The sequence below is a fragment of the Gemmatimonadales bacterium genome, from assembly GCA_036265815.1.
Classification (GTDB): domain Bacteria; phylum Gemmatimonadota; class Gemmatimonadetes; order Gemmatimonadales; family GWC2-71-9; genus CAVVWJ01.
Genome location: DATAOI010000028.1, coordinates 25,623 through 50,295, shown reverse-complemented (window position 1 = coordinate 50,295; position 24,673 = coordinate 25,623). Strand labels below are relative to the sequence as shown.

The following is a 24,673-nucleotide window of genomic DNA, read 5'->3' as shown; positions in this document are numbered from 1 at the left end:
CTCACCTCAGGTCTCCGACCGGCGCCCGGGGGCGTGCCTCAGCTCGGCCACCAGGAATCCGCCTCGCTTGCGGAGGCGAGCGAAAGCCTCCACTGCCCGCCCCGCGAGAGCCGTCACCGCGAGCGCACGCACGAGATAGCCGGGGAACGCCCAATCCGTCCCGAGGTTGCGCAACGAGCGGCGCCACCCTTCGGGGTTGCTCGCGGTGGTCACGGAAACGATCTCGAGTCCGGTCTTACGCGCGAGTGCCTGAAGCGAGGCGATGCCGAAGAGGTTGCGGTGCCGTGAAAACTCGTAGCCACTCCAGTGTCTGCCGCCAAACAGAGCGAATTGCAGGGAGTCGGTGTTGTGGGTAACCACAACAATTCGGCCCTCGGGTGCGAGCATCCCGCGTGCCTCCAGGAGGAGGTCGGGCGGCGACACGGCGCGCTCGAGCTGGCCACCCAGAAGGATGACATCGTACTGTGCGGGCTTGCGTCTTGAGTCAGGGGCCGAGCCGTCGATCAGGAGGACCCGGGCATCGGGAGGATAGCGCTTCAACCATCGGCGTGCAGTGGCCGATGCCGGGTTCGGAGCCTGAGTCCCGATTCTGAGGTCATTGGCTACCGAGATGGTAGGATCGAGATATATCAGTCCGCACCCGGTACACCGCCTGGCCAGAAAGCTCTCTGGCTCGCTGGGGCGGGCAAAGTCTCTACCGACCGCGACCGGTTCGGCATCATGATCGCCGCAGATGCAGCACTCGGCTGGAACGAGTGAGCATGCCTGTGGCCCGCCGCCGTTATCAGTGGCAGCAGCGGGCCATGGACTCGTCCGAACGGTCACAGACACTGAACGCCCCAGCTCCTCAGGTCGGCTCAGGCGCGATCAGCTCTCGCAGTTCGAGCAGCGGCACCCTCCCCTCGGCCAGATCGTCTTGGGCGGGTGACAGAGGAGCTCCGGCCTGCGGCAGCATCCGCTCCTGGGCGACCAGCCGCCGCTGATGAGCGCAGACTCGGCGGACACCTTCAGCCAGGCCAACCGCCGGCTCGAACTTCAGCAGCATGCGCTGCCGCTCCAATTTCGGTCGCTTGACGAGGGTCATCTGTCCTGGCAAATCGACCGTGCGCACCAGACTCGGGTCGGCCCCAAGCTCCTGGCGGATCATCTCGGCCAGCTCACAAATAGGCACGACATCGGGGTGCCCGAGGTTGATCGTGGCATAGCGCTCGACCCGCGCGGCCGCTTCGATCGCCCGCACGGCGTCCATGATGTGCAGCCAGCCCCGCGCGCTCCCCCGATGCACCTCGATGGGACGTCCGCGCGCAAGATTCGACGCGAATCGGATCATCGCCGACCGATGATCACCGATGTCCTCCGCTTCGTCGTAGAGCATGCACGGTCGCAGGGTCACCGCGCGTAGGCCGGCGGTACGCACCTCGTATTCCACCAGTTGCTCCCCCAGCCACTTCGACAGGCCGTACCGGTTGTTGGGTCGCGGGGAGGTCGCGCAATCATCCAGCCAGTCGCAGCCCGGCCCATAGACTTCCGAGGTGGAAAAGAACACGCACATGCTGCCCGCGCGCTTGCAGAGCTGCAGCACGTTGTTGACGCCTGCCAGGTTGGTGGTAATGGCGAGCGAGCCCGCCTGTTCACACGTCATGCGACCCACCGTGGCCGCCAGCAGAAACACCACGTCGGGACCCCAGTCGAATGCCGGAAGCAGGTCTAACGGGTGACCCATGTCGGCCATCAGATAGTTTGGCCGCAAGGCGGGGCGGATGTCCGCCTCCATGACCTCGTAGCCCTCGGAGGCCAAATGCCGGGCAAGCGGCGCTCCGACGTTCCCCTCTGCTCCGACGACCAGCGCCCGCCGCATACCAGCCCGTGTCATAGCACCGTCTCCCTCCGAGCCGTAAGATGGGGCTTCAGCGACCGGAGGCGGCTGCCCTCGGTCAACGCCCGGGCGTGAACGCCCATGGGTACCAACTGGTAGTGGCCGGCGAGCACTTCCAGGACTCGCGCCAGCAACTGTTGCTTCCGCGCACTCGGAACGTCCATGCCGGGGAAGAATGTCAGCTCGGGCACCTGATCTCGTCCCAGGACATCGAGCGGATGCAGGAGAAAGCTGGGCTCGAGCCTGGCAACTCTGCAGAGCGCCAGCGCGGTATCCAGATAGCCATACATGAGTCGCTCCGACATGCCGGCCAGGAACAGCAAGTAACTCATATGAAACGGCAGTTTCAGGACGGGCATGGTCGTCACCGGAATTTCCAGGAGGCGGCGCCCGCTGGCCAGCCGCCACTCATAGGGCCGCAAGGGGCGGAAGCCGTTCCGGAAAGATCCGAACAGCGCATGTCGGCGCTCCCGCTCCTCCCTTGGCATGCGCGTCGATCGGAGGAAATAGAGTCGAGCGAGCGGACCGAGGTAGGTCGGAAGGGTGGACGCGTCGTAGCTGTACCCGCGCTCCGCCAGCACCTCAAGCAGCGTCGGGCTCCAGCTGTATCCTGGCCCCCGAAACCCCGTGGGCCGCTGGCCGGTGGCCGCGATGATGGCGGCCTCGGCCCGCTCGAGCTCCTCCTGGAGCTGGGTCTTGGTGTAGAGGTGCAGCCAGCATTCGTGGTTGAAGCTATGGTTGCCTACCTCGTGCCCATGTGCGGGAATCATCTGCAGCTCTCGGAGATTGTTCTCCCGTGCTGCATCGGCGCCCACCACGAAGAAAGTGATCTTGCAGCCAACCCGGTCGAGACACTCCAAAAGCGGTGGCATCAGGCTGGGCAGGTATGACCGGTACTGGCGCCACTCGGCATCCCCATGGGTCTGCTGGTAGGACCAGAGGTTGTCCAGATCGAACGAGACGCTCGCCAGTGATTTCAGCATGCGACCCCGGCCGCTGACACCCGTGGCAAAGCCGGGCGCAGATAGGGACTCAACTCCGCACTCTTCGTCACCGCGAGCGCCAGCGTCTCGTTCACGTTCAACGTCCCGTGGGCGATCTGAGCCGAATTGACGATGAACACATTGTCGAGCGAAGTGCGCACCGGTGGCAACACCTCATCCGAGTAGCCGAGTGTGGACACCGCCAACATCTCCCGCACGCGCGCGATTTGAAAAGCGATCACATCCGTCGAGCTGAACCGGGGATACATGCGCTGGAGCGCAGCGAGGAACTCCCGCTGGATCTCGGCGTCGCTCTTGTTCCAGAACGGGTCATCCTGGGTCACATACCGCGGGAGATAGACCAGGTTGTTGCCTCCGAAGGTGGCCCGGTCGACCAGGGATGTTGTTTCGATGACCGCGGTGAATGGCACCCAGGAGTCAGTGATGTTGGTGACGTAGTAGCCTGCCAGTGGCTGCCGGCACAGGAATGACGCGCAGATGATGCCTTGATAGGTCACCCGGCGCAGTCGGGTCTGCTCCGCCGCGGTGAGCTGCGGGCAAAGATCGGCGATGCGGCTGCACGGAATGGTCAAGACTACCCGGTCGACCTCTTCGGACGGGCCGCCGGCGAAATCGAGGGTTACGCCATCAGGACGGCTGCGTATTCCCGTCACCGCACGGCCGGCCCGTAGCTCTACGCCCAGTCGCCGAAGCCGGTCCTCGCAGGCGCGCAAGACGGTTGCGTACCCGCCCTCGACGTAGCCGAACACTTCGCGCTTCATGCCTGACCGCCTGGCCGCGTACATTCGCGTGATGATCGCCCCGATGAAGGCGGCGCTTGCCCGGCGATAATTGTCCCCCAGCTTTGCTCGCAGGAGCGGCAGCCAGATGCGATCGACCGTCCGTTGCCCGGACCACGTCCGCAGCCATTCCGTGGCCAGCAGGGATTCGAGCGGTTTCCAGTTCTTGATCCCGGACGCATGCCAGATGGTCGCGGCAAGCCGAGCCTTGTCCACCAGAGATAGCGGAGGAAAGCGGAGGAACTCGAGGGTAGACGACATCGAGTACAGGCGTCCGTCCACATAAAAACCGGTGCGTGTCGTGCCCCACCGAAGCTGGTGCGAGAGCCCGAGGTCATTCAGGAAGGCCTGCAGGTACGAATCCGAGCCCAGAATGACATGATAGAACCGATCCCAGGTGTAGGTCCCAATCGGAGCCGGCGCGGCGAGACCACCTGATTGCGAGGCGCCCTCGAACACGGTGACGGCGCATCCGTCGGCGCTCAGCCGGGCGGCGAGCTCCAATCCCAGAATGCCTCCACCGACGATTGCGACCTTGCAGCCGTTCACGGCTGTGCACCGGCATGAGCGTCGGACGCCGATGTGTCGGAAGCCGCTGCGTCTGCAGACGAGTGCTGGCCACGCTGGGTCCGAAGTCGCACGACCGCGAGCTCCAGCAAGAGCCCGAGATGGCCGACGATGGTCCTCGCGACCTTCATCTTCGACCGGCCAAGGATTCGCGACTCCAGAGTTGTCGGATACTCAGCGATGGTCGAACCGCTCAGATCCAGCCGGCCCAGCAGCTCAGCGATGCCCAGAAATCCCCCTCGATGAAGTGGGAGGTGCAGGGCTGCACTGCGCCGGTACACCCGGAAGCAGCTGGTATACGTGTGAATGCGCTGACGCAGCAGCACCCGGTAGAGACGTGAGAGGGACTTTGAAAGGAATAGACGCCCCTGGGGCACGTTCTTCACCCGACCGGCCGGATGGTAGGGCGAGGCGGTGACGACGTCGATCCCGGGTCCAAGGAGCGGAATCATGTGCTCCAGTTCATGCGGGTCATAGGTACAGTCGCAGTCTATGGAGCAGACCACCTCGGATGGCGCCCGCGCAATACCCGTGAGAATCGCCTGGGCCACGCCGCGGTTGCCGGGATGTCGGGCGAACTCGCAATTCGGCCATGCGCCAAAGACCGTGTGGAGTGTCTGCCAGGTAGCGTCGGTGCTCCCGTCATCCACAAAGATGAAGGTGGTCTGGTATCTCTCGTCCAGACGGCGCCGGACGCTCCCGAGTGTGTTGGCGAGGTAGCGAAGCGACTGCTCTTCGTTATAACAGGGCACCACGATGCTGACGGCCGTCAGCGGAGCGGCCGTGGACGTCTGTTCCGGATGGAGAGTGCTGGTTGGTGTACCGGCTGGCTCCCGTGTCCGGCTCAACCCGGCGTCCGGGCCGCTGGCATCAGCCAGCCCGAAAAAGTCGGCGATGCTGGTGAATCGATAGCTCTCCAGATAGTGGCGAACTGTGGCCTGCATCTTGGCCAGATTGCGGTACTGGCGGATCTGCTGCGGGAGCGACACGCCCTTGATCCGGGGCTGGTCAGGATCCATCTCCCAGGTATGGAAGTACATGACGTACGGCGAGGAATAGTGCCGGTCCCAATAGCGGACGGCACGACGCATCAGCCGATCGGGAAACTGCCGGAAGTAGTTTCCCCCCGCAATGGGAAGGTGCAGCCCACAGACGCGAATCGATGAGAGGGGTACTTCGAGAAAGGGCCGGCCCCTGACCATTGGGCGGTGGGGGAACTGCCGCCACGGCTCCGCGGCGTAGGTGCGGAACACCAGGCGGACGCTGGAGTCGTACAAATGACCGGTCTCCGCAAGGACCTCCAGCATCCAGAGATCGGCAGGACGCAGCCACTGCTGCGGCAGTCGATATCCGAGGACCCGGCGACCGCTCGCTCGCTCGATGGCCTCCCGGGCCCGCAGGACGTCTTCCCGGAAGGCTTCCCGTCCGAGCCCCCGTATGTCCCGATGATAGTACCCCTTGCTGGCAACCTCGTGACCCCGATTCACCACTTCACGTACAAGCTCGGGTGCGGCATCGGCGACCCAACCCAGCACAAAAAATGTGGCGCGAGCCCCACATTCCTCCAGTAGATCGAGGGTGCGCCGGGTGCTGGCTTCCAGGCGCATCTCGAACCGGTACCAGCGCTCTTGGGTGACGACGGCTTCCAGCGGGGTGACGTGAAAATAGTCTTCGAGGGCTACGGTCAGGACGTGAGTGCCCGTCGCCGGCTCAGTGCCGTGGCGGCTCCGGACCTCGTCCGAGCCGCCACCTGGTCCGACTTGGGTGGCAAACGGCATGGGTGCCGAACTCACCGACGAAAAGATTTTGGAGCTCTGGTCACGCGCTAACTCCATAACACATAATGTCTTATAGGCAATTTGCCGAATCGTTTTTTCTGGGCGATCCGCACAACCCGGTAGGATCGAGACCGGCGGCGCTGCCTGGGACCCCTTGACTGAACATCCCGTAGAAGCAGGTCGGGCGAGCAAGCGTAGGAAAGAACGACGTGAGTCGACTGATCAAATCTGGATCGATTCCGTGACTATGCAAGACCGAATAATTGGGCCCGCCGAGACGCGGAGCAGCTTCACGTCTCTGGCACTTCTTGCCCGATGCGAGGATTGAATGTGACGGTCGCGCAAAATCCGTTCCGAGGCAATTCGAGGTGCCGGGCGGAGGTTTCGGGACTCTAGGTGGCCGTGTACCTTCGAGAGGGCCGCGTGGCTGCGCCCAAAACCTCCTCAGGGGTGCCTGTTGCTCCCGCCTGCGTTCAGACTGCCGAGAGAATGAGACGAGAACGGTCCGGGATTGCCTACGGGGTGAGCCGCCTCGAGGCCATGTTGTACGGCGGAGGCTGGCCGGTTCGCCTGGTTCGCGCACTCGGGATCCACCCGCCCGTCCGGACGATTTCTCACGCGGTGTCGGTCCATGGCGGGTCTACGCCGATGCCACCGCTTCGGCTGGCCTATGCCTCAGACTTTCATGCCGGCCCCACGACCGACTCGAGCGTTCTCCGCACCGCGTGCGGAGAGTTGGCCCGCCTCGCTCCAGACGTTCTGCTCCTTGGAGGAGACTTCGTCACCCACGTCCGCTCCGAAATCGACTGGCTGGCGCCTGCCCTCGGAGCTGTTCCCGCGCCCTTCGGCCGCTTTGCGGTCCTGGGCAATCACGATTGGTGGGCTGACGCCAGCTACATTGTTCGCCAGCTCGAGGCAGCCGGCATCACCGTGCTGACCAATCGGAGCGTGCAGCTGCGGCCACCGTTCAGTCAAGTATGGATCTGTGGGATCGACGATCATTGGTGCGGAAGTCCCGACTCCGCTGCCGCAGTCGCCGGCGCGGAGGGTATTCGCGTCATCCTGATGCACTCGCCGTCGGGTCTGCTCGACCTGGGTGACGAGCGCTTCGATCTCGCCCTGTGCGGACACACGCATGGCGGTCAACTCGCGCTGCCAAGCGGCATCCCAATCGTGGTTCCCCATGGCCCCTTGTCCCGCCGGTACGCGCGCGGTCGCTTCGACCTCGGCTCGGATCGCACACTCATCGTCAGCGTCGGCCTGGGTTGTGTTGTGCTGCCGCTCCGCTGGTTCGCGGATCCGGAGGTGCTCGTGTGCACGCTGACCCGGCTGCCAGCCGCAGAATCATAGAGCCCAGCTCAGGCCTGAGGCTGGCATTTGACGGACCAAGAGGGGCGAGGTCTCCTCCTGCTTCAGCAGCCGAGCTCAGGGGCCGATGGGCTCGTGAGTGCGCGCAACGCTGCGAAGATACTCGTCGACATTCCCCTGCAGCCTTCGGCCGCGACTGAGTACCGGGAGCAGGGGACAGACCCCGAGATTCATGGCTCGGAGCTTCAGTCGAGCGGCCAACAGAACTGGATTCAACGGACCCCGTCCCATGGCCCACAGCTCCACCCGGAGGGCCGATCCCCGATCCCATCGGCCCTCCATGGCACAGCTGGCGACCCTCAGGGCCTGGGCCCGAACCGAGCCGAAGAGCCGAGCTGCCAGCTCCACGCCTTTCGGGTCACGCTTCATCAAGTCGAGGGGGCGTGCAGCCTTGTCTCCTTCCACCAATGGGCGACCGCCCCGCTTCATCGAGTTGTAGAACAGCAGCAGGAGACCCTCGGAGCCCGGACGCAGCCGCCGAAACCCTCTTTCATCCATCTCCATCAGTGGTGCGAGGTCATGGGCCGCGAAGAGCACCGCGCCGCGAAAAAACGCTTGCTCGCACAGCTGCAGCTCGATCAGCTCCGCCCGGGCTCGCACCGCGATCCCCAGGACGGAGCCGGGCAAGTGATGGCAGACAAAGATCGGTCCCATGTCGTGGCTCGAGGCCCACTCGCGAAACTCACGGAGCAGCCTCTCCCGATCTGCGGGGATGGAAGCTGAGTCGATGTCCCCGAAGCCGGCAAGCGCGCGATCCACATTCTTCCACACGCACCACGAGGAAGACATCTGGGTCAGTCGCCGGAGCAGCGGGAGCCATGGTGCCGGATCAAGCTGCGGCAGGTTTTGCTCGAGATTCATGAAATCGTGTGAAGGAGGGAGCTTCGGCGGCACCGGCCAGGAGGTGACCGGGCCGCAGTTCGTCAGAAGCTATTCTCTCGCGGTCGGACTCTGCGCTGAGGCGATCGGCATTACCGGAGCCCGTCGCGACTGCGGGCCCCACTGCGCGAGCTCGCGGCGCAGATGCCAATACAGTGCCAATGAGGTGGCGCAGGTGTACAGGGCTGTCCCGATGATCGCGCCTTCCAGACCCAAACGAGCGACCGTCGCAATCCCTAGAAGGGTCCCCACAATCCCGGAGAAGATATACGCTCCGAAGACTCGGTCCGGGCGTTCCACTGCACGGAGGGCACTGCCCAAGACCGACACACAGGCCGCGCCAACCGGAAGGAACGCGATCAGCCAGACGAGCTGCGGCGTTCCCAGATACCTGGTGTAGGAGACGTAGCCGCTCCCATAGAGGAGCCGTAGTATCGGGTGCCAGAATATTCCAGCGATCAGGCCATATAATGTGCAGCCGGCGAGGAAAACGGCAAGCGCGCGGACCATCTGCCGCTGGAAGGGCTCACGCTCGGTCTCTCTCGAGAGCATGGGCAACAGCAGCAGCGAGAGGGCCGCAATGGCGTGTGTAGCGGGCATCACGAGGTTGAGGAAAGCCTTGAAGGCACCGGTTGCTGACAAGCCTACGAAGGCCGGGAGCAAGAAAAAGTAGAGATTGTACGATGCCCAGCTGATAAGCCCCGTCATCACGGACCATCGCCCGTAGTTCCAGTGCGCCACGAGCACTTCACGCCGGACCAGCGGTCGACGCTCGTTCCCGGTAAGGTCCTCGCGCTTCAGGCGCCAGGCGAGCCAGAGAGACGCGCCCAGGCCAGCACCACCGAACACCAAGAACGCTCCGGGCACGGACAGCGCACCCAAGGCTTCCAACAGGATGACTCCGGCGACCACGATGATGAGGTGCAGCAACCCTCCGCTCGCGGCCATGGCCGGGTGACCATGGACGTAGCATGCCCGGCGGTAGAGCCATGCCAACAGGATGAGCGGCTGCGCGGCCGCCAGCGCCGCCAGCCCGAGCGCTGCCGGCGTGCCGGTCTGACCACGCGCCAAGACGGCTCCCAGGAGCAGGCATGCTCCCGCGACACCGGTGAGCGTCAGATGCGCCCGCCGCAGCGCGCTCAAATAGTGCTGGAAATCATGGGAAAAGCGGGTCTTGGCGAAAACCAGCATTGGCTCGGTCAGGAGGGAGGTGTGCAGACTGGCAATGAAGAGGAACACGCCGTACACCATTGCATAGGCGCCGTACTCCGGCGGCGTGAGCCACCGTGCCAGCATGATGCTCATCGCGAACTGCGACAGCGCGAAAAACGCCTGGTCGGCCACGGCCCATGATGCCTTCGCGACCCAGCGCCTCACCCAGTCCGGCTGGGCGCGGATCAGCACATCCTGCACATTCCTCACGAGTCCTCGACCTTCGCTGGCTGTTGGATGCGCTGGACTCGGCCCCGTATCAAGCGACGTGGATTGACCAGGAGTAGCAGGAACAATCGCCAGGCAGCCTCCACCCACTTCCGCTCCATGTAGGCCGAACCCAGCTCTCGCCATTGTTGGGCGGCGAAAGCCTTCCACTGGAATCGCAACCACTGCACTCGTGTCATGGACCGTTCGAAGTCGTCGTATTGCAACTCGGGGCGGCCCTGGCGCCGGCGACGCAGACAGTCCTTGATCCAGGCCATCTTCATGGCCATCAATCTGGAGTTGACCGAGGAGAGGGAGCCAGCCGTCTTGCGGATGTACACCAAGGGCTCCGGCAGCGCGATCATGAACCGTCCCTGCCGACCGACATCAGATATGCGACACCAGAGATCGAGGTCTTCGGCGAAGTCCCGCATGTGCACAGTGGCATCACGCTCCGAAGCAAACAGCCGAAGCCCGCCGGCCTCGATGGCTACCTGGCGCGACATCAGCGCGGGAGTCTCCATGAACACGAGTTTGGAGTTCTCGACCAATTGCCGGAAGTGGTCCTTGCTGGAAGGTCCGACACGCCGCACGCCGATCGGCTCCGAGGGTCCACGAGGCCCCGTCAGTATCGCAGCCACACCCACGACGGCGATCGAGGAGTCATTCTGCGCCATGGTCATCTGCCGTTCAATCATCTCAGGCAGAGCGACGTCATCGGCATCCAAAAAGACGACCCAGTCACCGGTGGCGGCCTCTAACGCGGTCTGGCGGGCGTACGCGATGCCCCGGTTCTCGGCAAAGTGGAGCAGCCGAACTCGGGAGTCGGTCTCCGACCAACGGGTCGCGACGGCCGCCGTTTCGTCGGAGGACCCATCGTCGATCACGAGGATTTCCAGGTTGCGGTAGGTCTGCTGAGCAGCACTTGCCAGTGCCGCGTCCAGAAAGCGTGCCGCGTTGAAGGCACAGATACAGACGGATACGCGCGGGGCCGGCGGGTGGATCACGCCGTCGACCCGAGTGGTTTCATCACCACCTTCTCATAGAGCGGCTCCCACCGTTGCACAACTGCCTGGTAGCTGTAGTCCCGCTGGATCCGAGCGATTGCGTTCTGTGCAAGGCGGGCTCGATGTTCGGGGTCGTCGTGCAGCAGGGCCAGCGCGGCCCCCAGCGCAGCAGGAAGCTCCGGGGCAGTCACCGGAATGGTCACGCCGCACTCCGACCCCACCGCCTCCCCGATGGGACCATCGCGAAGGCAAACAACAGGCAGCCCCGAGGCCATGGCCTGGAGACAAACGGTGGCCAACCCGTGACGAAAAGCCGGGTACAGGAACACGTCGCTGGTGCGGAGACGCTGCATGAGAATCTCGGGAGGCACAGTGCCAGTAAATTCGACACGATCCTCCACCGCGGCAGTCCGAAACGTTTGCTCCATGGCCCCCCTCAGCGGGCCCTCGCCGATCACAAGAAGACGTGCGCCTTTGACCCTGGACGCGAACACTGCGAACGCCTCAGCGGCCAGCAGGGCGCCTTTCCAGTGTACCAGGCGGCCTGCAAAAACGACCGTAAAGGGCTGAGGGGGAGCCGCGGGCTCCGCCGGAGCTCTGCCAGTACCGATCTCCAGGCCGGTCTGAACGACGGGAATCACCTTGGGTGCCGAACGTAAATAGAAGGACCGGGCCCGACTTTCAGTGGAGGTAAAGCACAAGATGAGGTCTGCGCGCGCGCGCGTCAGCCAGACGAAGGGATCACAGTAACGGGCCAGAAAACGCAAAAGAATACGACGCCACTCACCCATCCGCTCGCCAAGTGGGAGAGAGCTGTGAATGTCTGGATGGATGTTCTCGCTCCCCACGGGTCCCCACAAGAAAGGCTTGTGGATCAATGCCAGCCCCGAGGGCATGTAGTCCATGCCGATGGTGATGTGCTGGCACAGGTCGATCTCTTCACTGCGTAGCAGCCGGCGGACTGTCCGAACGGAGCCCAATTGCCATAACCAGTAATACAGTCGCCAGCCGCGTGCCCCTCTCTTCCAGAACGACAGCCAGCCGGGCAGGTCGTAGTAGATGAAGTGAAGGTTCATCGGCCTGGGAGTCTCGCTGAACGCCCGCTCGTGCTCAGGACGGTTGTTCGCCCGAGTTAGCACCCACACGGTGTGCCGCTTGGCCAGCTCCAAGGCGACGCCCCAGCCGATGCCAGGCTCACTTCCAACATGTGGGGCGCAGGCGTACGCCGACAAAAGAATCCTCATGCCTTTGCTCGGAGAGAGAGACCCTGATCAACAGGCCAGCCAGCCTCAGGCACGCCCGACCGGGGGGCCGTGCTTGGGCGTTTTCCTCGTCAGTCGCTCCCGAGTATGGTAGCCTTGGAGCCGCCCTGCAAGGACGCCCAAACTCAGGCCTGCACGAAAGTTGGTGCCCGCCGAGGACAGGGTTATGGTTAGCACCTATCCTGACGCCATAAGAAAACCTGGCACCCATAGTTGGCGCTGCCCTCGATGCTGCCACGGACGGCCGGCGACATGAAACGAGTGGCTCGGGCGGGCCGCTGCCATCCTTGCTTGACAAGACTTCGAATCGCCACGCAACCTTGACGTTCGGAGGCCGGTCGACATGAAGGTGCTTAACCTGGGATGTGGCACCAACACCAGCTCGCGGCCCGAGGTGATCAACATCGACTGGTCAATGTACCTACGGCTGAACCGGAACAAATTGCTCAGGGCACTCGCTCCACGTCTGATCAGGGGCAAGCGTCTACGGCGGTTCAAGTCGCTCCCGGCGAATGTCCTGGTTCATGACCTTGCCAACGGGATTTTCTTCGACTCCGATTTGGTAAGGCAGGACCAGTGCTCACGAACAATGGGCAAGGACCAGTCGTGACCGCCGGAAACGCTGGCAGATTGCTCAGGGTGGTCGGGGTCGCCGGGAGCCTCCGAAGCGGCTCCTACAACCGTGCGCTGCTCCGGGCTGCGCAGGAGCTCGTGCCCTCCACAATGATGATCACGATTGAAGACCTGGCGCTGCTGCCGATGTTCAACGCCGACCTGGACTCCTCCGGTACTCCCGGTTCCGTCGCACACCTCCGAACCGCCATCGGGGCGTGCGATGGTCTCCTCTTCGCCACACCGGAGTACAACCATGGTGTCCCCGGTATCCTGAAGAACGCGGTTGATTGGCTGTCGCAACCCCTCAAGGGGAGTGCCCTCGAACGGAAACCGATCGCCATCATGGGCGCATCGACCGGACTGGCAGGAACGGCGAGAGGCCAGATGCAGCTTCGCCAGGCGTTCGTGCTGACCAACAGCCCCGTAATGCTTCAGCCTGAAGTCCTGGTTGGCCGAGCCCAAGAGCGCTTCGACATCGAGGGCAGGCTGACGGACGAGCCGACTCGCCGATTTCTCGCCGGGTTCCTCTTGCACTTCGCGGCCTGGATCGAGCAGCACCGAGCCTCGGATTGAGGCTCAGCGCTCGCCTTCTGATGAGACGGTCCGCGTAGGGCGCCGAGATCGCGCCATGTCGGAACTCAGGCTCGGGGGTCTAACCCTCTATCCCATCAAATCCGCAGCCGGAATCCCCCTCTCCACCTGGGACGTGGATGCGTTCGGCCTGCATCACGACCGCCGGTGGATGGTGGTCGACGCGAGCGGAACGTTTCTCACCCAGCGGACTCATCCTCGTCTCGCCCTGATTCGTCCCTCGATCACCCAGGGGGTGCTTCGGGTCGTGGCGGAGGCGAGCCCGGCGCTGGAACTGCCACTTGTGCCCACGTCGCCGGTGCGCACCTCCGTCCGAGTCTGGCGAGATCGCTGTGAGGCGCTCTGGCTCGGGACAGGACCCGCCGAATGGTTTTCCAGGGTGTTGGGCTGCGACTGCAGCCTGGTGTACATGCCAGAGGATTCGGTCCGACCCACCGACCCGTTGTATACCCCGCCGACATCGCACGGCTCACGGGTAAGCTTCGCAGACGGTTTCCCCTTTCTGCTCCTCAGCGAGGGATCCCTGGCCGATCTGAATGGGCGGCTCGGCGTCCCGCTCCCGATGAACCGCTTCCGCCCCAACCTGGTGGTCGCAGGCGGCCTACCCTACGTGGAGGACGAGCTCACCAGCTTCCGCATCGGCGAGATCGCCTTCGATGTCGTCAAGCCCTGTGACCGCTGCGTCATCACCACCACCGACCAAGCCACCGCCGAGCGGGGGAAGGAGCCGCTCCGCACCCTCGCCACCTACCGCAAGCAGGGCAGCAAGATCCTTTTCGGCCAGAATGTCGTGCACCGGGGCACCGGGACGCTGGAGGTCGGCCAGCCCCTCCGGGTGTAAATTCCCGCCCCATGGAAGTCCAGATCTTCGGCATCCGCAAGAGCGCCGACACCCGGAAGGCGCTGCGCTTCTTCGCCGAGCGCAGGGTCAAGACCCATTTCGTTGACCTGCTCGAGCGCGCCGCCTCGCCCGGGGAGCTCAAGCGCTTCGCCCAGAAGTTCGGGGTCCAGGCGCTGCTCGATCGCGGCTCGCGCCGCTTCGCCGAGCTCGGACTGGGCGCGGCCCGGCTGAGCGACGAGCGCTGGCTCGACCGCCTGGCCGAGGAGCCGCTCCTGCTGCGGATGCCGCTGGTCCGCTTCCAGCAGCAGCTCACCGTGGGGGACGATGAGCCGGCCTGGCGGGAGTGGACGGGCCGGTGACCCAGCTCGCGCTGTCCGGCGTCGCGGTCGAGTTCGGGGCCACCCGGCTCTTCGCGGACGTCACGGTCACCATCGCGCGGGGCGAGCGGTGGGGGATCATCGGCCGGAACGGCTCAGGCAAGACCACCCTACTCCGGATCATCACCGGTGAGGCCGAGCCGACCCGAGGCACGGTCGCCCGCGCGTCGGGTCTCCGGTACGCGCTGATGGAGCAGCACCGGGAGTTCGCCGGCGCCACGACGGTCTGGGAGGCCGCCGCCGGTGGCTTCGCCGATCTGCTGTCGCTGGAGCGCTCGCTGGCAGAGCAGGGAGCCGCGCTGGCGGAGGCCGGCGACCGGTGCACTCCCCAGATGCTGGCGCGCTACGATCGAGACCTCGAGCGGTTCGAGCGGGAAGGCGGCTACACGCTGTCGGCGCGGATCGACGCCGTGCTCGACGGTCTCGGGTTCGATCCGGATGTCGCCCGCACTCGGCCACTGGCCGGCCTGAGCGGCGGCGAGCGGGGGCGCCTGGGGCTGGTGCAGCAGCTCGTCACCCAGGCGGACGTGCTGCTGCTGGACGAGCCGACCAACCATCTCGACCTGGAGACCACCCGCTGGCTGGAGGAATACCTCCGCGGCCTGGATGCCACCGTGCTGCTCATCAGCCATGACCGCGCGTTCCTCCAGGCAGTGGTGGATCACGTGCTGCACCTGGAGCAGCAGACCGCGGTGATCTACCAGGGGGACTACGAGGCCTTTCTCCGCCAGCGCGCCGAACGCAGGCTCTCCCAGCAGCGCGCGTTCACCACCCAGGCGCGGAGCCTGGCCGTCGAGGAAGACTTCATCCGCCGGAATATCGCGGGCCAGAACAGCGCCCAGGCCAAAGGCCGGCGGCGGCGACTGGAGCGGGTGCAGCGGCTGAGCCCGCCACCGGGGGACGAGGGAGCCATGGCGCTCCGGCTGACGGCCGACGAGCGGGGCGGCGACCAAGTGATCGCCGCCAGGGAGGTCCGCCTGGAGGTGGCCGGGCGCACCCTGCTCACCGGCTTCACGGCCCGGCTCCAACGGGGCGAGGTGGTGGGGTTGGTAGGGCCCAATGGAGCAGGGAAATCGACGCTGCTGTACGCCATCACCGGCGAACGGGCGCTCGACCACGGCTCGCTCCAGGTGCCCGACTCTGTACAAATCGGGTACTACCGGCAGGACCTGGCGCAGGTCCCACCCGACAGGTCGCTGTACGACATCATCGCCTACCTGCGCCCCGCGTGGGGGCGCGGCCCCATTCAGGGCCACCTGGGCCGATTCGGGTTCTCCGGCGACACGGTGCTGCGGAAGGCCGGAACGCTCTCCGGGGGAGAACGCGCCCGGGTGGCCCTGGCGATGCTGATGCTCTCCGGCGCCAACCTGCTCCTCTTCGACGAGCCAACCAATCACCTCGACGTGGAATCCATCGAGGCGTTGGAGGACGCGATCGAGGAGTACGACGGCACGGTGCTGCTGGTGAGTCACGACCGGGCCTTGTTGCGCACGCTGACCACCCGGGTCTGGGTGTTGCACGACCGGCGGATCACCGACTTTCCCGGATCGTTCGCTGAATGGGAGGTCGCGAGCGCGGAGCGGGCTCACGCGGCCGTTGTCGCGGCCGCCGAGGCGGAATCGCTGCGCCGGGTGCGGGATCGAAAACAGACGCGGGCACCGAGCGACGATCGCAAGCGGAAGACCGGGGGCGCCAAGACCGCCGAGCGCGAGGTGAGCGCCGCCGAGGCACAGGTGTCTGAGTGCGAGGCTCGGCTCGCACTGGTGACGGCGCGGCTGGAGGATCCGGACCTCTACCTCACGCCCGATGGCGGCAGGCGCGCAGGCATGCTGGGACAGGAGTTAGAACAGGCCCGGCGCGCGCTGGACCAGGCCTTCGAACGCTGGGAAGCCGCCACCCAGGCGGCGGGAGGGTAACGCCGCCGCGTTGTCATCCCGGCTCCCTTACGCCTCATCGCCCCGCCGATCAGCGCGTCCGCGCTCCAGCCACCGCAGGGCCGCAACCGTGCCAAGCAGAGGAACCAGCCAGATCACCCGGCTCTGGTACCGGGGATGGACCGTCGAAAGGCTCGCGAGAATGGCCGCGTTCGCCACCACTCCGATCGCGGCGGTGACCGCAAGGCCCCACAATGGCCGGTGCACCGGGTCGCGGAGCGCGGGCAAGCTCAGCAGCAACCCCAGCAGCCCCGCGCATACAACCCAATAATGGATTCGGGAAACGGTGGCGGCGGGGATGGCGCCGCGGGCTTGTCGAGATTCGGCATAGGCAGCCTCAACCGACGGGCCCAGACGACGCATGGAGGCTTCCACGGCGGCGGAGTACGCCTGCTCTCCCGGGTGGACCCCGAACGTCACCAGCTGGACCGCTGTATCCCGGAAGGAGTGCCGAATCACGGCCGGCCATTCCTGGCGCAGCGTGCCCGCCACGATCAGCGGGGCCTCACGCAGCAGCGTAGAGTCCCCGTGCGCCATGGCTGCCGCAGAGCGCGCGCGTGGTCCATTCGGGTCCCACATGAACCAATCCACATCCGGGCGCAGGGTAGCGAGGTCACTGCAGAGGGCATAGGGGTGCTGGGGGCAGGCTCGCTCGAGGTAGCGCTGGACGCTTCCGTCGCCCACCAGGTGTCCGAGGGCGAAGAGCGGTGAGCCCCGGGAGAGCACCGCCTTCCGGTACAACACGTAGTTGGGCGCGATCACGATCAGCCCGGCTGCCAGCAGCGGAGCGGCGCCCCGCATTGCGAGCATCGCAGCGCGGCGCCATGAGCGCGCGGCGGGATCCAGGGCGAGCCGGCCGACGATCGCTGCGGGCAGCAGCATGGCGTACAGCGGGAAATGGCTCAGATGGCTCGCGATCCCCAGGGCGAGGAGGACGGTGATCCCCCAGAACCGCGGCGAGCCCACCGGATCCGGCGTCCACACGACGGCAGACGCGAGCAGGATCACGATCGGCGTGAAGACGTCGGGCATGATCTGGCCCGAGAACCAGGAGAGGCTGGTGAGCAGCGACAGGCCCGCGAACACGGCCACGAACGCGCGCGAGGAAAGCCGAACCCGCGCCATGGTCAAGGCCAGGGCCACCGCGGCCGCAACCAGCGCGCCTTGAACCAAAGGAAGCAGCCAGATCGTCAGACGGTTCGCGAACGGCACCAGCAGTGCGCCGTAGGTCAGGGGACGGAAGAAGATCCACGGCTTCTTCACACGCAGCAGGTCGATGGCGTTATCGACGTAGCTGCCGGTATCGGGGTAGGTGAGGGGGAAGCCGTTGTACACGGCGACGGCGCAAGTGAGCAGGGCCGCCAAAGCGAGCGCCTTCCAGCCGACCCCCGCTGGCTCCCGCTCGCCTGACTGCTGAGCCATTGGCGGGTCTCGTTGGTTAATGGTGGGGGAGCAGATCAGGCAGCCGGGATGCGCCGAACTCTATGGCGGACGAGTCCGGCAGGCCAGCGTGGCCTCGGAGCACTGGCAGAGGGCCTCGCGCGGCTTGGATGCCCCGCCTGCAAGCACCTACTTGCATCCCCCCACGCCTACCACTATACTCGCCCCCCATGAATCCCCGGGACCAGCTCCTCGCCGCCGCCGCGCGGGTCTATGCCGAAGTGGGCTACCGTGGCGCCACCACCCGGCGGATCGCCCTCGAGGCCGGCGTCAACGAGATCACCCTCTTCCGCCACTTCGGCTCCAAGGACGCGCTGCTGCGCGAGGCGATCGACCGCGCCGGCGGCGCCCTCCTCGGGAACGCTCTCCCCGAGCACCCCAGCGATCCGCTGGCCGAGCTCACCGACTGGGCCACCTCTCACATCGCGGCCCTTCGCCAACGGCGATCCTTGATCCGCACTTGCATGGGAGAGATCGAGGAGCACCCGGGCCTCGTCTCCTCGTCCCTGGAGAGCCCACCCGCACAGGCGGCACGCATGCTGGCGGGCTATCTCCGTCGCTTGCGCGAGCTCAACATCGCGACCACGGAGTTCAACGAGGAGGCAGCGGCCGCCATGCTGATGGGCGCGCTGTTCGGCGACGCCATGGGCCGGGACGTCGTGCCCGAGATGTTCCGGACCGGTCCCGAGCAATCCTTGGTCGAATACGTGCGACTCTTCGCCCGCGCGATCGGGGTGGCCGTGCCCAGCGAGAGGGCGCTCGCATGAGGCGCGGTGACCGGGTGCGCAGGAGTGTTGTTTCCTGTGCCGCCATCGCCCTGTTCGCGGCCGGTCCGCTCGGCGCACAATCCCCCGCCGCGCGCCCCGACTCGACCGCGCACCCGCTGTCGCTCCTGCAGGCGCTTGCCCTCGCGGAGCGCGAGAGCGAGGCCGTGGGTCTCGCCCGGAGCGACATCTCGCGGGCCGAAGGGCAGCGCCGCCAGGCGCGGAGCGGCTATTTCCCCCAGCTCACCGGCACGGCGACCTACCAGCGCGCCCTCCGGAGCCAGTTCTCCGTCTTTCAGCGCGACACTACCGACTCCGCCGCTGCGCCGCCGGCCGAGTGCGCCAAGTTCACCGCACGCCCCGGACTCAGCGTCGAGCAGCGGCTCGACTCGCTGGAGACCGCCGTCGAGTGTGCCAGCAACACCAATCCGTTCGCCGCGCTGGGCGACCTGCCCTTCGGCCGGGAGAACACCTACCGCTTTGGCCTCTCGGCATCCCAGGTGCTCTTCAGCGGTGGCCGAGTCTCGGGCCAGGCACAATCGGCGTCTGCCACGGTCCGGAGCGCCGAGCTCGGGCTCACCTCGGCGCGCGCGCAGGTGCTGCTCGACGTGACCCAGGCGTACTACGACGCGGCGCTGGGCGACCAGCTCGTCCGGATCGCCGAGGCCACGCTGGAGCAGAGCGACACGACCCTGAGCCAGAGCCAGCTGGCGCAGCAGGTGGGGAACCAGTCGGAGTTCGAGCTGCTCCGCGCCAGGGTGACGCGCGACAACCAGCGGCCGGTCGTCATCCAGCGGCGGGCCGAGCGGGACATCGCGTACTACCGCCTCAAGCAGCTGCTCAACATTCCGCTGGAGCAACCGCTGGCGCTGACCACCACGCTGGGCGATACCAGCCTGGTGCGGGCGCCGGAGCTGGCGGCCGTGGTGGCGGCGGCTGGCGACACGTCGCCCGGTGCCCGGCTGCCGGTGCGCCAGGCGGCGGAAGCCGTCACCTCCCAGCAGGGGCTGCTCCGGGCCGCGCGGGCCCAGCACCTGCCGCAGGTCACGGTCGCCTCCGACTTCGCCGAGCTGGGATATCCCGGCAACGGCTCACCCATCGGCACCGATTACCTGTCCGACTGGACGGTCTCGGTCGGACTCTCGCTGCCCATCTTCACCGGCGGAAGAATCCGAGGTCAGGTGGAGGCGGCCCGGGCCGATCTCGAGTCCTCCCGTCTCCGGCTGCAGCAGACCCGCGAGCGGGCCGATCTGGACGCGCGGAGCGTGGCGATCCAGGTGCAGTCCGCGGTGTCGGCGTGGGCCGCGAGCGAGGGCACGGCCGAACAGGCCACCCGGGCCTACCAGATCGCCGAGGTCCGCTTCCGGGAAGGGATCTCGACCCAGACCGAGCTCAACGATCAGCGCATCCAGCTCGCCGTGGCCGAGAGCAATCGGGCTCGAGCGGCACGCGACCTCCAGGTGGCCAAGATCCGGCTCGCCCTGCTCCCGGCGCTTCCGCTCCCCGGGCAAACGGGCGCCGTCACCACCTCGACGACGTCCACCGCCCCCAGCGCCGCGGGCGGCACCGCGGCCCCGACCGGCGGGACCAGCAATACCGGCAGCACCCTGACCGGCGGCAGTCTGACGCCGCAGCCGTCCGGTGCCGGCGGCCTGACCCAAACCGGGGCGATGTCTCAATGACGCGGATCACGTTGCGCTGGCTCGCGTCCGCCGCCGCCCTGGCGCTGGCCGGCTGCGGCGGCAAAGGCGACGCCACCTCGACGGCCGCCAGCGAGCCGGTGGTCGCCGTCGGGCGGGAGAACCTGGCGGTCGCCACGATGACCGAGCTCCGGAGCGGGCCGGCCATCTCGGGCTCGCTCGAGCCGCAGCAGGCCGCGACGGTGCGCGCGGAGGTGGGCGGCTCGGTGCTCGAGACCTACGCCGAGGCCGGCCAGCCGGTCCACAAGGGCACACTGCTCGCCCGGTTGGAAGACGCCGCGGTGCGCGACGCCTATCTCTCGGCCAAGTCCGGGGTGCGGGCGGCGGAGTCATCGCTCGATCTGGCCAAGCGAAATGCCGAGCGCACCGAGCGACTGGCCCAGGCCGGCGCGGTAGCGCAACGGGACCTGGAGACCGCTCGGGTCACCGCGTCCACCGCCGAGGGTGCCCTGGCCGATGCCCAGGCGCGCCTCGCCTCCGCGCAGCAGCAGCTGGCGCACACGACGGTGCGGGCGCCGTTCACCGGCATCGTGAGCGAGCGGCAGGCGGATGCGGGCGACGTGCTCCAGGTCGGTGGCGCGCTCTTCTCCATCGTCGATCCCACCAGCCTCAAGCTCGAGGCGAGCGTGCCGGCGGAGCAGATCGGGCGGCTGCGCAAAGGCACTGCGGTCGAGTTCACCGTCCATGGATTCGCCCGGCGCTTCATCGGGAAGATCGAGCGGATCAATCCGGTGGTGGACCCCAACACGCGGCAGGTGAAGATCTACGTGAGCATCCCCAACGGTGACCGGTCGCTGGTGGCTGGACTTTTTGCGCAGGGGCGGGTGGCCACCGACACCAAGCGCGCGGTGGCCGTGCCGGTGAGTGCCATCGATAATCGAGGCACCAGCACGACGGTCCATCGGGTCAAGGACGGGCGGGTGGCCGAGGTGCCGGTGCAGCTTGGCGTACGGGACGAGGCGGCGGAGATGGTGGAGGTGAGCGCGGGTGTGACCGAGGGTGATACCCTGCTGCTGGGCTCGGCCCAAGGCGTGGCGCCGGGCAGCCGGGTGCGCGTGCTGCAGGAGGAGGCGGAGCGGTAATGTTCATTTCGGATTTCGCCATCCAGCGTCCCATCGTCACCATCACTGCGATGGTGGCGCTGGTGGCCTTCGGCGTGGCCGCCCTCATCCGACTGCAGACCGACGAATTCCCCGACATCCAGCAGCCGATCATCGGAGTCACGATCAGCTATCCCGGCGCGTCGCCCGAGACGGTGGAGCGGGAGATCGTAGACCCGATCGAAGAGTCGTTCTCCTCGATCAGCGGGGTGGACTGGGCCAAGACCCAGGCCAGCAGCACCGACGGCCTGGCCCAGTTCATCGTCTTCTTCGATTACGAGAAGGACATCCAGGAGGCGAGCCAGGACATCCGCGACGCGATCTCCACCAAGCGCGCCGATCTCCCGACCGAGATGGAGGAGCCGGTGCTGACCCGGTTCGACCCGTCGCAGCAGTCGGTCGTCTCCCTGGCGCTCACCGCCACCGGCATTGCCCCCGCGGTGCTCACCCGGATCGCCGATCCGATGATCGTGCGCGACCTCCGAACCATCCCCGGCGTCGCCCAGGTGACCGTGGTCGGGGGGATCAATCGGGAGATGACGGTGCAGGTGCGCCCCGCCGATCTCCAGGCTGCCGGGGTGAGCGTGGCCCAGGTGGTCCAGGCGCTGGAGCAGCAGAACCTGGCGGCGCCGGTGGGCCGGCTCAACGGGGCGCTGGACGAGCGCGCCATCCGGCTCCGCGGCCGGCTCGATACGCCGGAGGACTTCGGCAACCTGGTAGTGGCCGAGCGGAACGGCGGGCTCATCCGGCTGGGTCAGGTGGCCAACGTGTTCGATGGGACCGAGGAGCAGCGCACTCAGGCGCTGTTCAACGGACGTGATGCCGTGGGCATCGAGGTCCTCAAAGCCAAGGGCTACAGCACCACCCAGGTGACCGACATCATCCACCAGCACGTGACCGAGCTGCAGCAGCGCATGCCCCGCGGGGCCAAGCTGGAGATCGTGCAGGACGCCGGCGTGCGGGTGAGTCACGCGGTGCGAAACGTCCAGGAAGCGCTGATCGAGGGCGCGCTGCTCACGGTCCTGGTGGTGTTTCTCTTTCTCAACTCCTGGCGCTCGACGGTCATCACCGGCCTGGCGCTGCCGGTGAGCGTGCTGGCGTCGTTCATCGCGGTCTGGGCTTTCGGCTTCACCCTCAACACGATGTCGCTGCTGGGCCTCTCGCTCGCCATCGGGATCCTGATCGACGACGCCATCGTGGTCCGCGAGAATATCGTGCGCCACATCGAGATGGGGATGGACCACTACGAGGCGTCGCGGCAGGGCACCGATCAGATCGGGCTGGCGGTCGCGGCGACGACGTTCTCCATCGTGGCGGTCTTCCTGCCGGTGGGGTTCATGTACGGCGTCGCCGGACAGTGGTTCAAGCCGTTCGCGTTGACCATCGCCTGCTCGGTGCTGGTCTCGCTGTTCGTGAGCTTCTCCCTGGACCCGATGCTCTCCGCCTATTGGGCCGACCCGCAGACCGAGGCCCACGAGCGGAGAAACCCGATCGCCCGGACGCTCGAGCGGTTCAACAAGTGGTTCGACCGCACGGCCGACCGCTACAAGGGCGTCATCGCCTGGAGCCTCGACCACCGGCTGGCCATGGTGGGCATCGCCATCGCGAGCTTCGCCGGCGCGCTGGCCATCCCGGCCCGCGGCGTGCTCGCGGCACTGGTGATCCTGGCGGGAATCGGCGCGGTCACCTGGCTGCTGCAGTTGCCGCTCCGTCGCCGGTTCGGACTGCTGTCGAGCTGCGGGATGAAGCTCGTTGGGGTGGTGCTCATCGTCGGAGCCATGGGCGCCCTCCTGCCGCGGGTGCCGGTGGTGATGCAGGTCGGCGCCGGCTTCGTGCCGGTCAGCGACCGGAGCGAGATCAGCATGACCGTGGAGGCGCCGCCCGGCTCCAACATCGAGTACACCCGGATCAAGGCGGAGGAGGCGGCGAGCCGCGCCCGCGCCCATCCGGAGGTGCTCTACACCTACACCACGGTCGGCGCATCGGTGCCAGGGAAGGCGCCGTCGGTGGACCAGGCGCTGGTCTATGTGCGCCTCCGGCCCAAGGCCGAGCGGCACATCAGCCAGGACGAGCTGGGCCAGGTGTTCCGCCGGGAGATGGCCCGAATCGGCGGGGCACAGGTGGCGGTCTTCACCAGCGGATTCGGCGGGGCGATCAAGTCGATCCAGGTCCAGATGAAAGGGACCGACGCGCGGGTGCTCACCACCCTGGCCCAGCGCGCGGCCGAGGAGGTGCGGAAGGTGCCCGGCGCGGTCGACGTGGGGCTCTCGACCCGAGGCCAGAAGCCCGAGCTCGAGGTCCAGCTCAACCGCGGGCTGGCCGGCTCGCTTGGCATTACCGTCGGGCAGGTGGCGCAGTCGCTCCGGCCGGCCTTTGCCGGGATCGACGCGGGAGACTGGGTCGATCCCTCCGGCGAGACCCGCGATGTCACCGTCCGGTTGGCTCCGGAGTATCGCGAGCGGGTGACCGATCTGGCGCAGCTTCCGCTGGTGGCCGGCACCGCCCCCGGCGGCGCGCCGACCACGCTGCCGCTCTCACAGGTGGCCACGATCACCCAGGGGCTCGGCCCGGCGCAGATCGACCACCTCGACCGGGACAAGGTGGTCATCGTGCAGGCCAACGTGGAGGGCCAGCCGCTCACCCAGGTGACCCGGGGCATTCAGGAGCGCCTGGCCCGGCTCCAGCTGCCGCCCGGTTACGCCATCACCTTCGGCGGCGAATCGCGCGACCAGGCGGAGGTCTTCACCCGGATCTTCACGGCGCTGGGCGTGGCGGTGCTGCTGATGTACCTCATCCTGGTCGTGCAGTTCGGCTCGTTCCTCGATCCGCTCGCGATCCTGGTCTCGCTGCCGCTTTCCCTCATCGGCGTGGTGCTGGCGCTCTGGATCACCCGCGACACGCTCAACATCATGAGCCTCATCGGGGTGATCCTGCTGATGGGGATCGTGGCCAAGAACGCGATCCTGCTGATCGACTTCGCCATCTGGGCTCGGGAGCGGGGGCTGGAGCTGCGCGAGGCGCTGATCGAGGCAGGGCGGATCCGGCTCCGGCCGATCATCATGACGACATTCGCACTGATCGCCGGGATGATCCCGGTCGCCATCGGTCACGGCGAGGGCGCGGACTTCCGGGCGCCGCTCGGACGGGCGGTGATCGGCGGCGTGCTCACGTCGACGCTGCTGACGCTGCTCGTCATCCCCACGGTCTACGAGATCCTGGACGACTTCCGCACCTGGGTGGGCGCGCGGTTCGGGCGGGCGCCGGCGCACACCCGTCCGGTCGCCATGCCGAGCCCGGAACCGGCCCCGGCCGAGTAGCGCTCGGGCCTCGTGCCTCGGTTGCCGCTGACCGCCCGGTCCGTGTAGCTTCCGA

Annotated in this window: 19 protein-coding genes; 9 read left to right on the top strand and 10 right to left on the bottom strand. The window is 66.7% G+C overall.

The genetic code is table 11. The features are described 5' to 3' along the window. Positions 1–6: 6 nt before the first annotated feature. The 5 genes from VHR41_05755 to VHR41_05735 all read right to left on the bottom strand — a co-directional run bounded on the left by VHR41_05755 (position 7) and on the right by VHR41_05735 (position 6,004). Positions 7–540, bottom strand: coding sequence for a methyltransferase domain-containing protein (locus tag VHR41_05755; GenBank protein HEX3233680.1), 534 nt, complete (start codon positions 538–540; stop codon positions 7–9). 307 nt (positions 541–847) lie between these two features. Beyond that, on the bottom strand, positions 848–1,858 hold the full coding sequence (locus tag VHR41_05750) for an NAD(P)-dependent oxidoreductase (protein ID HEX3233679.1): 1,011 nt from the start codon (positions 1,856–1,858) through the stop codon (positions 848–850). An 11-nt stretch (positions 1,859–1,869) separates the two neighbouring features. Then, a complete protein-coding gene (locus VHR41_05745; GenBank protein HEX3233678.1) occupies positions 1,870–2,859 on the bottom strand; it encodes a polysaccharide deacetylase family protein in 990 nt (329 codons plus the stop codon). Continuing rightward, entirely contained in the window at positions 2,853–4,208 is a 1,356-nt protein-coding gene (locus tag VHR41_05740) for an NAD(P)/FAD-dependent oxidoreductase (protein HEX3233677.1), read from the bottom strand. Before VHR41_05740 ends, VHR41_05745 begins: the two co-directional genes overlap by 7 nt. Beyond that, positions 4,205–6,004 (bottom strand): DUF3473 domain-containing protein, encoded by a 1,800-nt coding sequence (locus VHR41_05735; protein ID HEX3233676.1) that lies wholly within the window; start codon positions 6,002–6,004, stop codon positions 4,205–4,207. The genes VHR41_05740 and VHR41_05735 overlap by 4 nt, the downstream gene beginning before the upstream one ends. Positions 6,005–6,493: 489 nt before the next feature. Here VHR41_05735 and VHR41_05730 point away from each other — a divergent pair, with 489 nt between their 5' ends. Continuing rightward, positions 6,494–7,354: a metallophosphoesterase gene (locus tag VHR41_05730; GenBank protein HEX3233675.1), complete on the top strand. Its 861-nt coding sequence runs from the start codon at positions 6,494–6,496 to the stop codon at positions 7,352–7,354. A 75-nt stretch (positions 7,355–7,429) separates the two neighbouring features. Here the strand turns inward: VHR41_05730 and VHR41_05725 are convergent, their stop codons facing one another. The 4 genes from VHR41_05725 to VHR41_05710 all read right to left on the bottom strand — a co-directional run bounded on the left by VHR41_05725 (position 7,430) and on the right by VHR41_05710 (position 11,921). Next, positions 7,430–8,233 carry a hypothetical protein gene (locus tag VHR41_05725; GenBank protein HEX3233674.1) on the bottom strand — a complete coding sequence of 268 codons (804 nt, stop codon included), beginning with the start codon at positions 8,231–8,233 and terminating at the stop codon, positions 7,430–7,432. 69 nt (positions 8,234–8,302) lie between these two features. Then, positions 8,303–9,655 (bottom strand): hypothetical protein, encoded by a 1,353-nt coding sequence (locus tag VHR41_05720; protein ID HEX3233673.1) that lies wholly within the window; start codon positions 9,653–9,655, stop codon positions 8,303–8,305. 14 nt (positions 9,656–9,669) lie between these two features. Next, positions 9,670–10,677 (bottom strand): glycosyltransferase, encoded by a 1,008-nt coding sequence (locus VHR41_05715; GenBank protein ID HEX3233672.1) that lies wholly within the window; start codon positions 10,675–10,677, stop codon positions 9,670–9,672. Beyond that, a complete protein-coding gene (locus VHR41_05710; GenBank protein HEX3233671.1) occupies positions 10,674–11,921 on the bottom strand; it encodes a glycosyltransferase family 4 protein in 1,248 nt (415 codons plus the stop codon). The genes VHR41_05715 and VHR41_05710 overlap by 4 nt, the downstream gene beginning before the upstream one ends. 624 nt (positions 11,922–12,545) lie before the next feature. Between VHR41_05710 and VHR41_05705 the strand changes: the two genes are divergently transcribed. From VHR41_05705 to VHR41_05690, 4 genes are read left to right on the top strand one after another with little or no spacing between them, the layout of a single operon-like run. Next, on the top strand, positions 12,546–13,127 hold the full coding sequence (locus tag VHR41_05705) for an NAD(P)H-dependent oxidoreductase (GenBank protein ID HEX3233670.1): 582 nt from the start codon (positions 12,546–12,548) through the stop codon (positions 13,125–13,127). Between the two features lie 55 nt (positions 13,128–13,182). Continuing rightward, on the top strand, positions 13,183–13,986 hold the full coding sequence (locus VHR41_05700; protein HEX3233669.1) for an MOSC N-terminal beta barrel domain-containing protein: 804 nt from the start codon (positions 13,183–13,185) through the stop codon (positions 13,984–13,986). 11 nt (positions 13,987–13,997) lie between these two features. Continuing rightward, positions 13,998–14,345, top strand: a complete 348-nt coding sequence (locus VHR41_05695) for an ArsC/Spx/MgsR family protein (protein ID HEX3233668.1) — start codon at positions 13,998–14,000, stop codon at positions 14,343–14,345. After that, on the top strand, positions 14,342–16,279 hold the full coding sequence (locus VHR41_05690) for an ABC-F family ATP-binding cassette domain-containing protein (GenBank protein ID HEX3233667.1): 1,938 nt from the start codon (positions 14,342–14,344) through the stop codon (positions 16,277–16,279). The genes VHR41_05695 and VHR41_05690 overlap by 4 nt, the downstream gene beginning before the upstream one ends. 27 nt (positions 16,280–16,306) lie before the next feature. Here the strand turns inward: VHR41_05690 and VHR41_05685 are convergent, their stop codons facing one another. After that, positions 16,307–17,719: a hypothetical protein gene (locus VHR41_05685; protein ID HEX3233666.1), complete on the bottom strand. Its 1,413-nt coding sequence runs from the start codon at positions 17,717–17,719 to the stop codon at positions 16,307–16,309. Positions 17,720–17,907: 188 nt separating this feature from the next. On the opposite strand from VHR41_05685, the gene VHR41_05680 reads away from it, so the two are divergent. From VHR41_05680 to VHR41_05665, 4 genes are read left to right on the top strand one after another with little or no spacing between them, the layout of a single operon-like run. Further along, entirely contained in the window at positions 17,908–18,504 is a 597-nt protein-coding gene (locus tag VHR41_05680) for a helix-turn-helix domain-containing protein (GenBank protein ID HEX3233665.1), read from the top strand. After that, positions 18,501–20,183, top strand: a complete 1,683-nt coding sequence (locus VHR41_05675) for a TolC family protein (GenBank protein HEX3233664.1) — start codon at positions 18,501–18,503, stop codon at positions 20,181–20,183. The genes VHR41_05680 and VHR41_05675 overlap by 4 nt, the downstream gene beginning before the upstream one ends. After that, positions 20,180–21,283 (top strand): efflux RND transporter periplasmic adaptor subunit, encoded by a 1,104-nt coding sequence (locus tag VHR41_05670; protein HEX3233663.1) that lies wholly within the window; start codon positions 20,180–20,182, stop codon positions 21,281–21,283. Before VHR41_05675 ends, VHR41_05670 begins: the two co-directional genes overlap by 4 nt. Further along, the gene (locus tag VHR41_05665) at positions 21,283–24,618 is read left to right on the top strand and encodes an efflux RND transporter permease subunit (GenBank protein HEX3233662.1); all 3,336 of its coding nucleotides are present in this window, start codon (positions 21,283–21,285) and stop codon (positions 24,616–24,618) included. The genes VHR41_05670 and VHR41_05665 overlap by 1 nt, the downstream gene beginning before the upstream one ends. Positions 24,619–24,673 lie beyond the last annotated feature (55 nt).

Bases quoted from the DNA above. Each gene is read 5' to 3' on its own strand.
- VHR41_05750 (HEX3233679.1), bottom strand. From the start codon at position 1,858: ATGCGGCGGGCGCTGGTCGTCGGAGCAGAGGGGAACGTCGGAGCGCCG.
- VHR41_05745 (HEX3233678.1), bottom strand. From the start codon at position 2,859: ATGCTGAAATCACTGGCGAGCGTCTCGTTCGATCTGGACAACCTCTGG.
- VHR41_05735 (HEX3233676.1), bottom strand. From the start codon at position 6,004: ATGCCGTTTGCCACCCAAGTCGGACCAGGTGGCGGCTCGGACGAGGTC.
- VHR41_05730 (HEX3233675.1), top strand. From the start codon at position 6,494: ATGAGACGAGAACGGTCCGGGATTGCCTACGGGGTGAGCCGCCTCGAG.
- VHR41_05725 (HEX3233674.1), bottom strand. From the start codon at position 8,233: ATGAATCTCGAGCAAAACCTGCCGCAGCTTGATCCGGCACCATGGCTC.
- VHR41_05710 (HEX3233671.1), bottom strand. From the start codon at position 11,921: ATGAGGATTCTTTTGTCGGCGTACGCCTGCGCCCCACATGTTGGAAGT.
- VHR41_05700 (HEX3233669.1), top strand. From the start codon at position 13,183: ATGTCGGAACTCAGGCTCGGGGGTCTAACCCTCTATCCCATCAAATCC.
- VHR41_05695 (HEX3233668.1), top strand. From the start codon at position 13,998: ATGGAAGTCCAGATCTTCGGCATCCGCAAGAGCGCCGACACCCGGAAG.
- VHR41_05685 (HEX3233666.1), bottom strand. From the start codon at position 17,719: ATGGCTCAGCAGTCAGGCGAGCGGGAGCCAGCGGGGGTCGGCTGGAAG.
- VHR41_05680 (HEX3233665.1), top strand. From the start codon at position 17,908: ATGAATCCCCGGGACCAGCTCCTCGCCGCCGCCGCGCGGGTCTATGCC.
- VHR41_05675 (HEX3233664.1), top strand. From the start codon at position 18,501: ATGAGGCGCGGTGACCGGGTGCGCAGGAGTGTTGTTTCCTGTGCCGCC.
- VHR41_05670 (HEX3233663.1), top strand. From the start codon at position 20,180: ATGACGCGGATCACGTTGCGCTGGCTCGCGTCCGCCGCCGCCCTGGCG.
- VHR41_05665 (HEX3233662.1), top strand. From the start codon at position 21,283: ATGTTCATTTCGGATTTCGCCATCCAGCGTCCCATCGTCACCATCACT.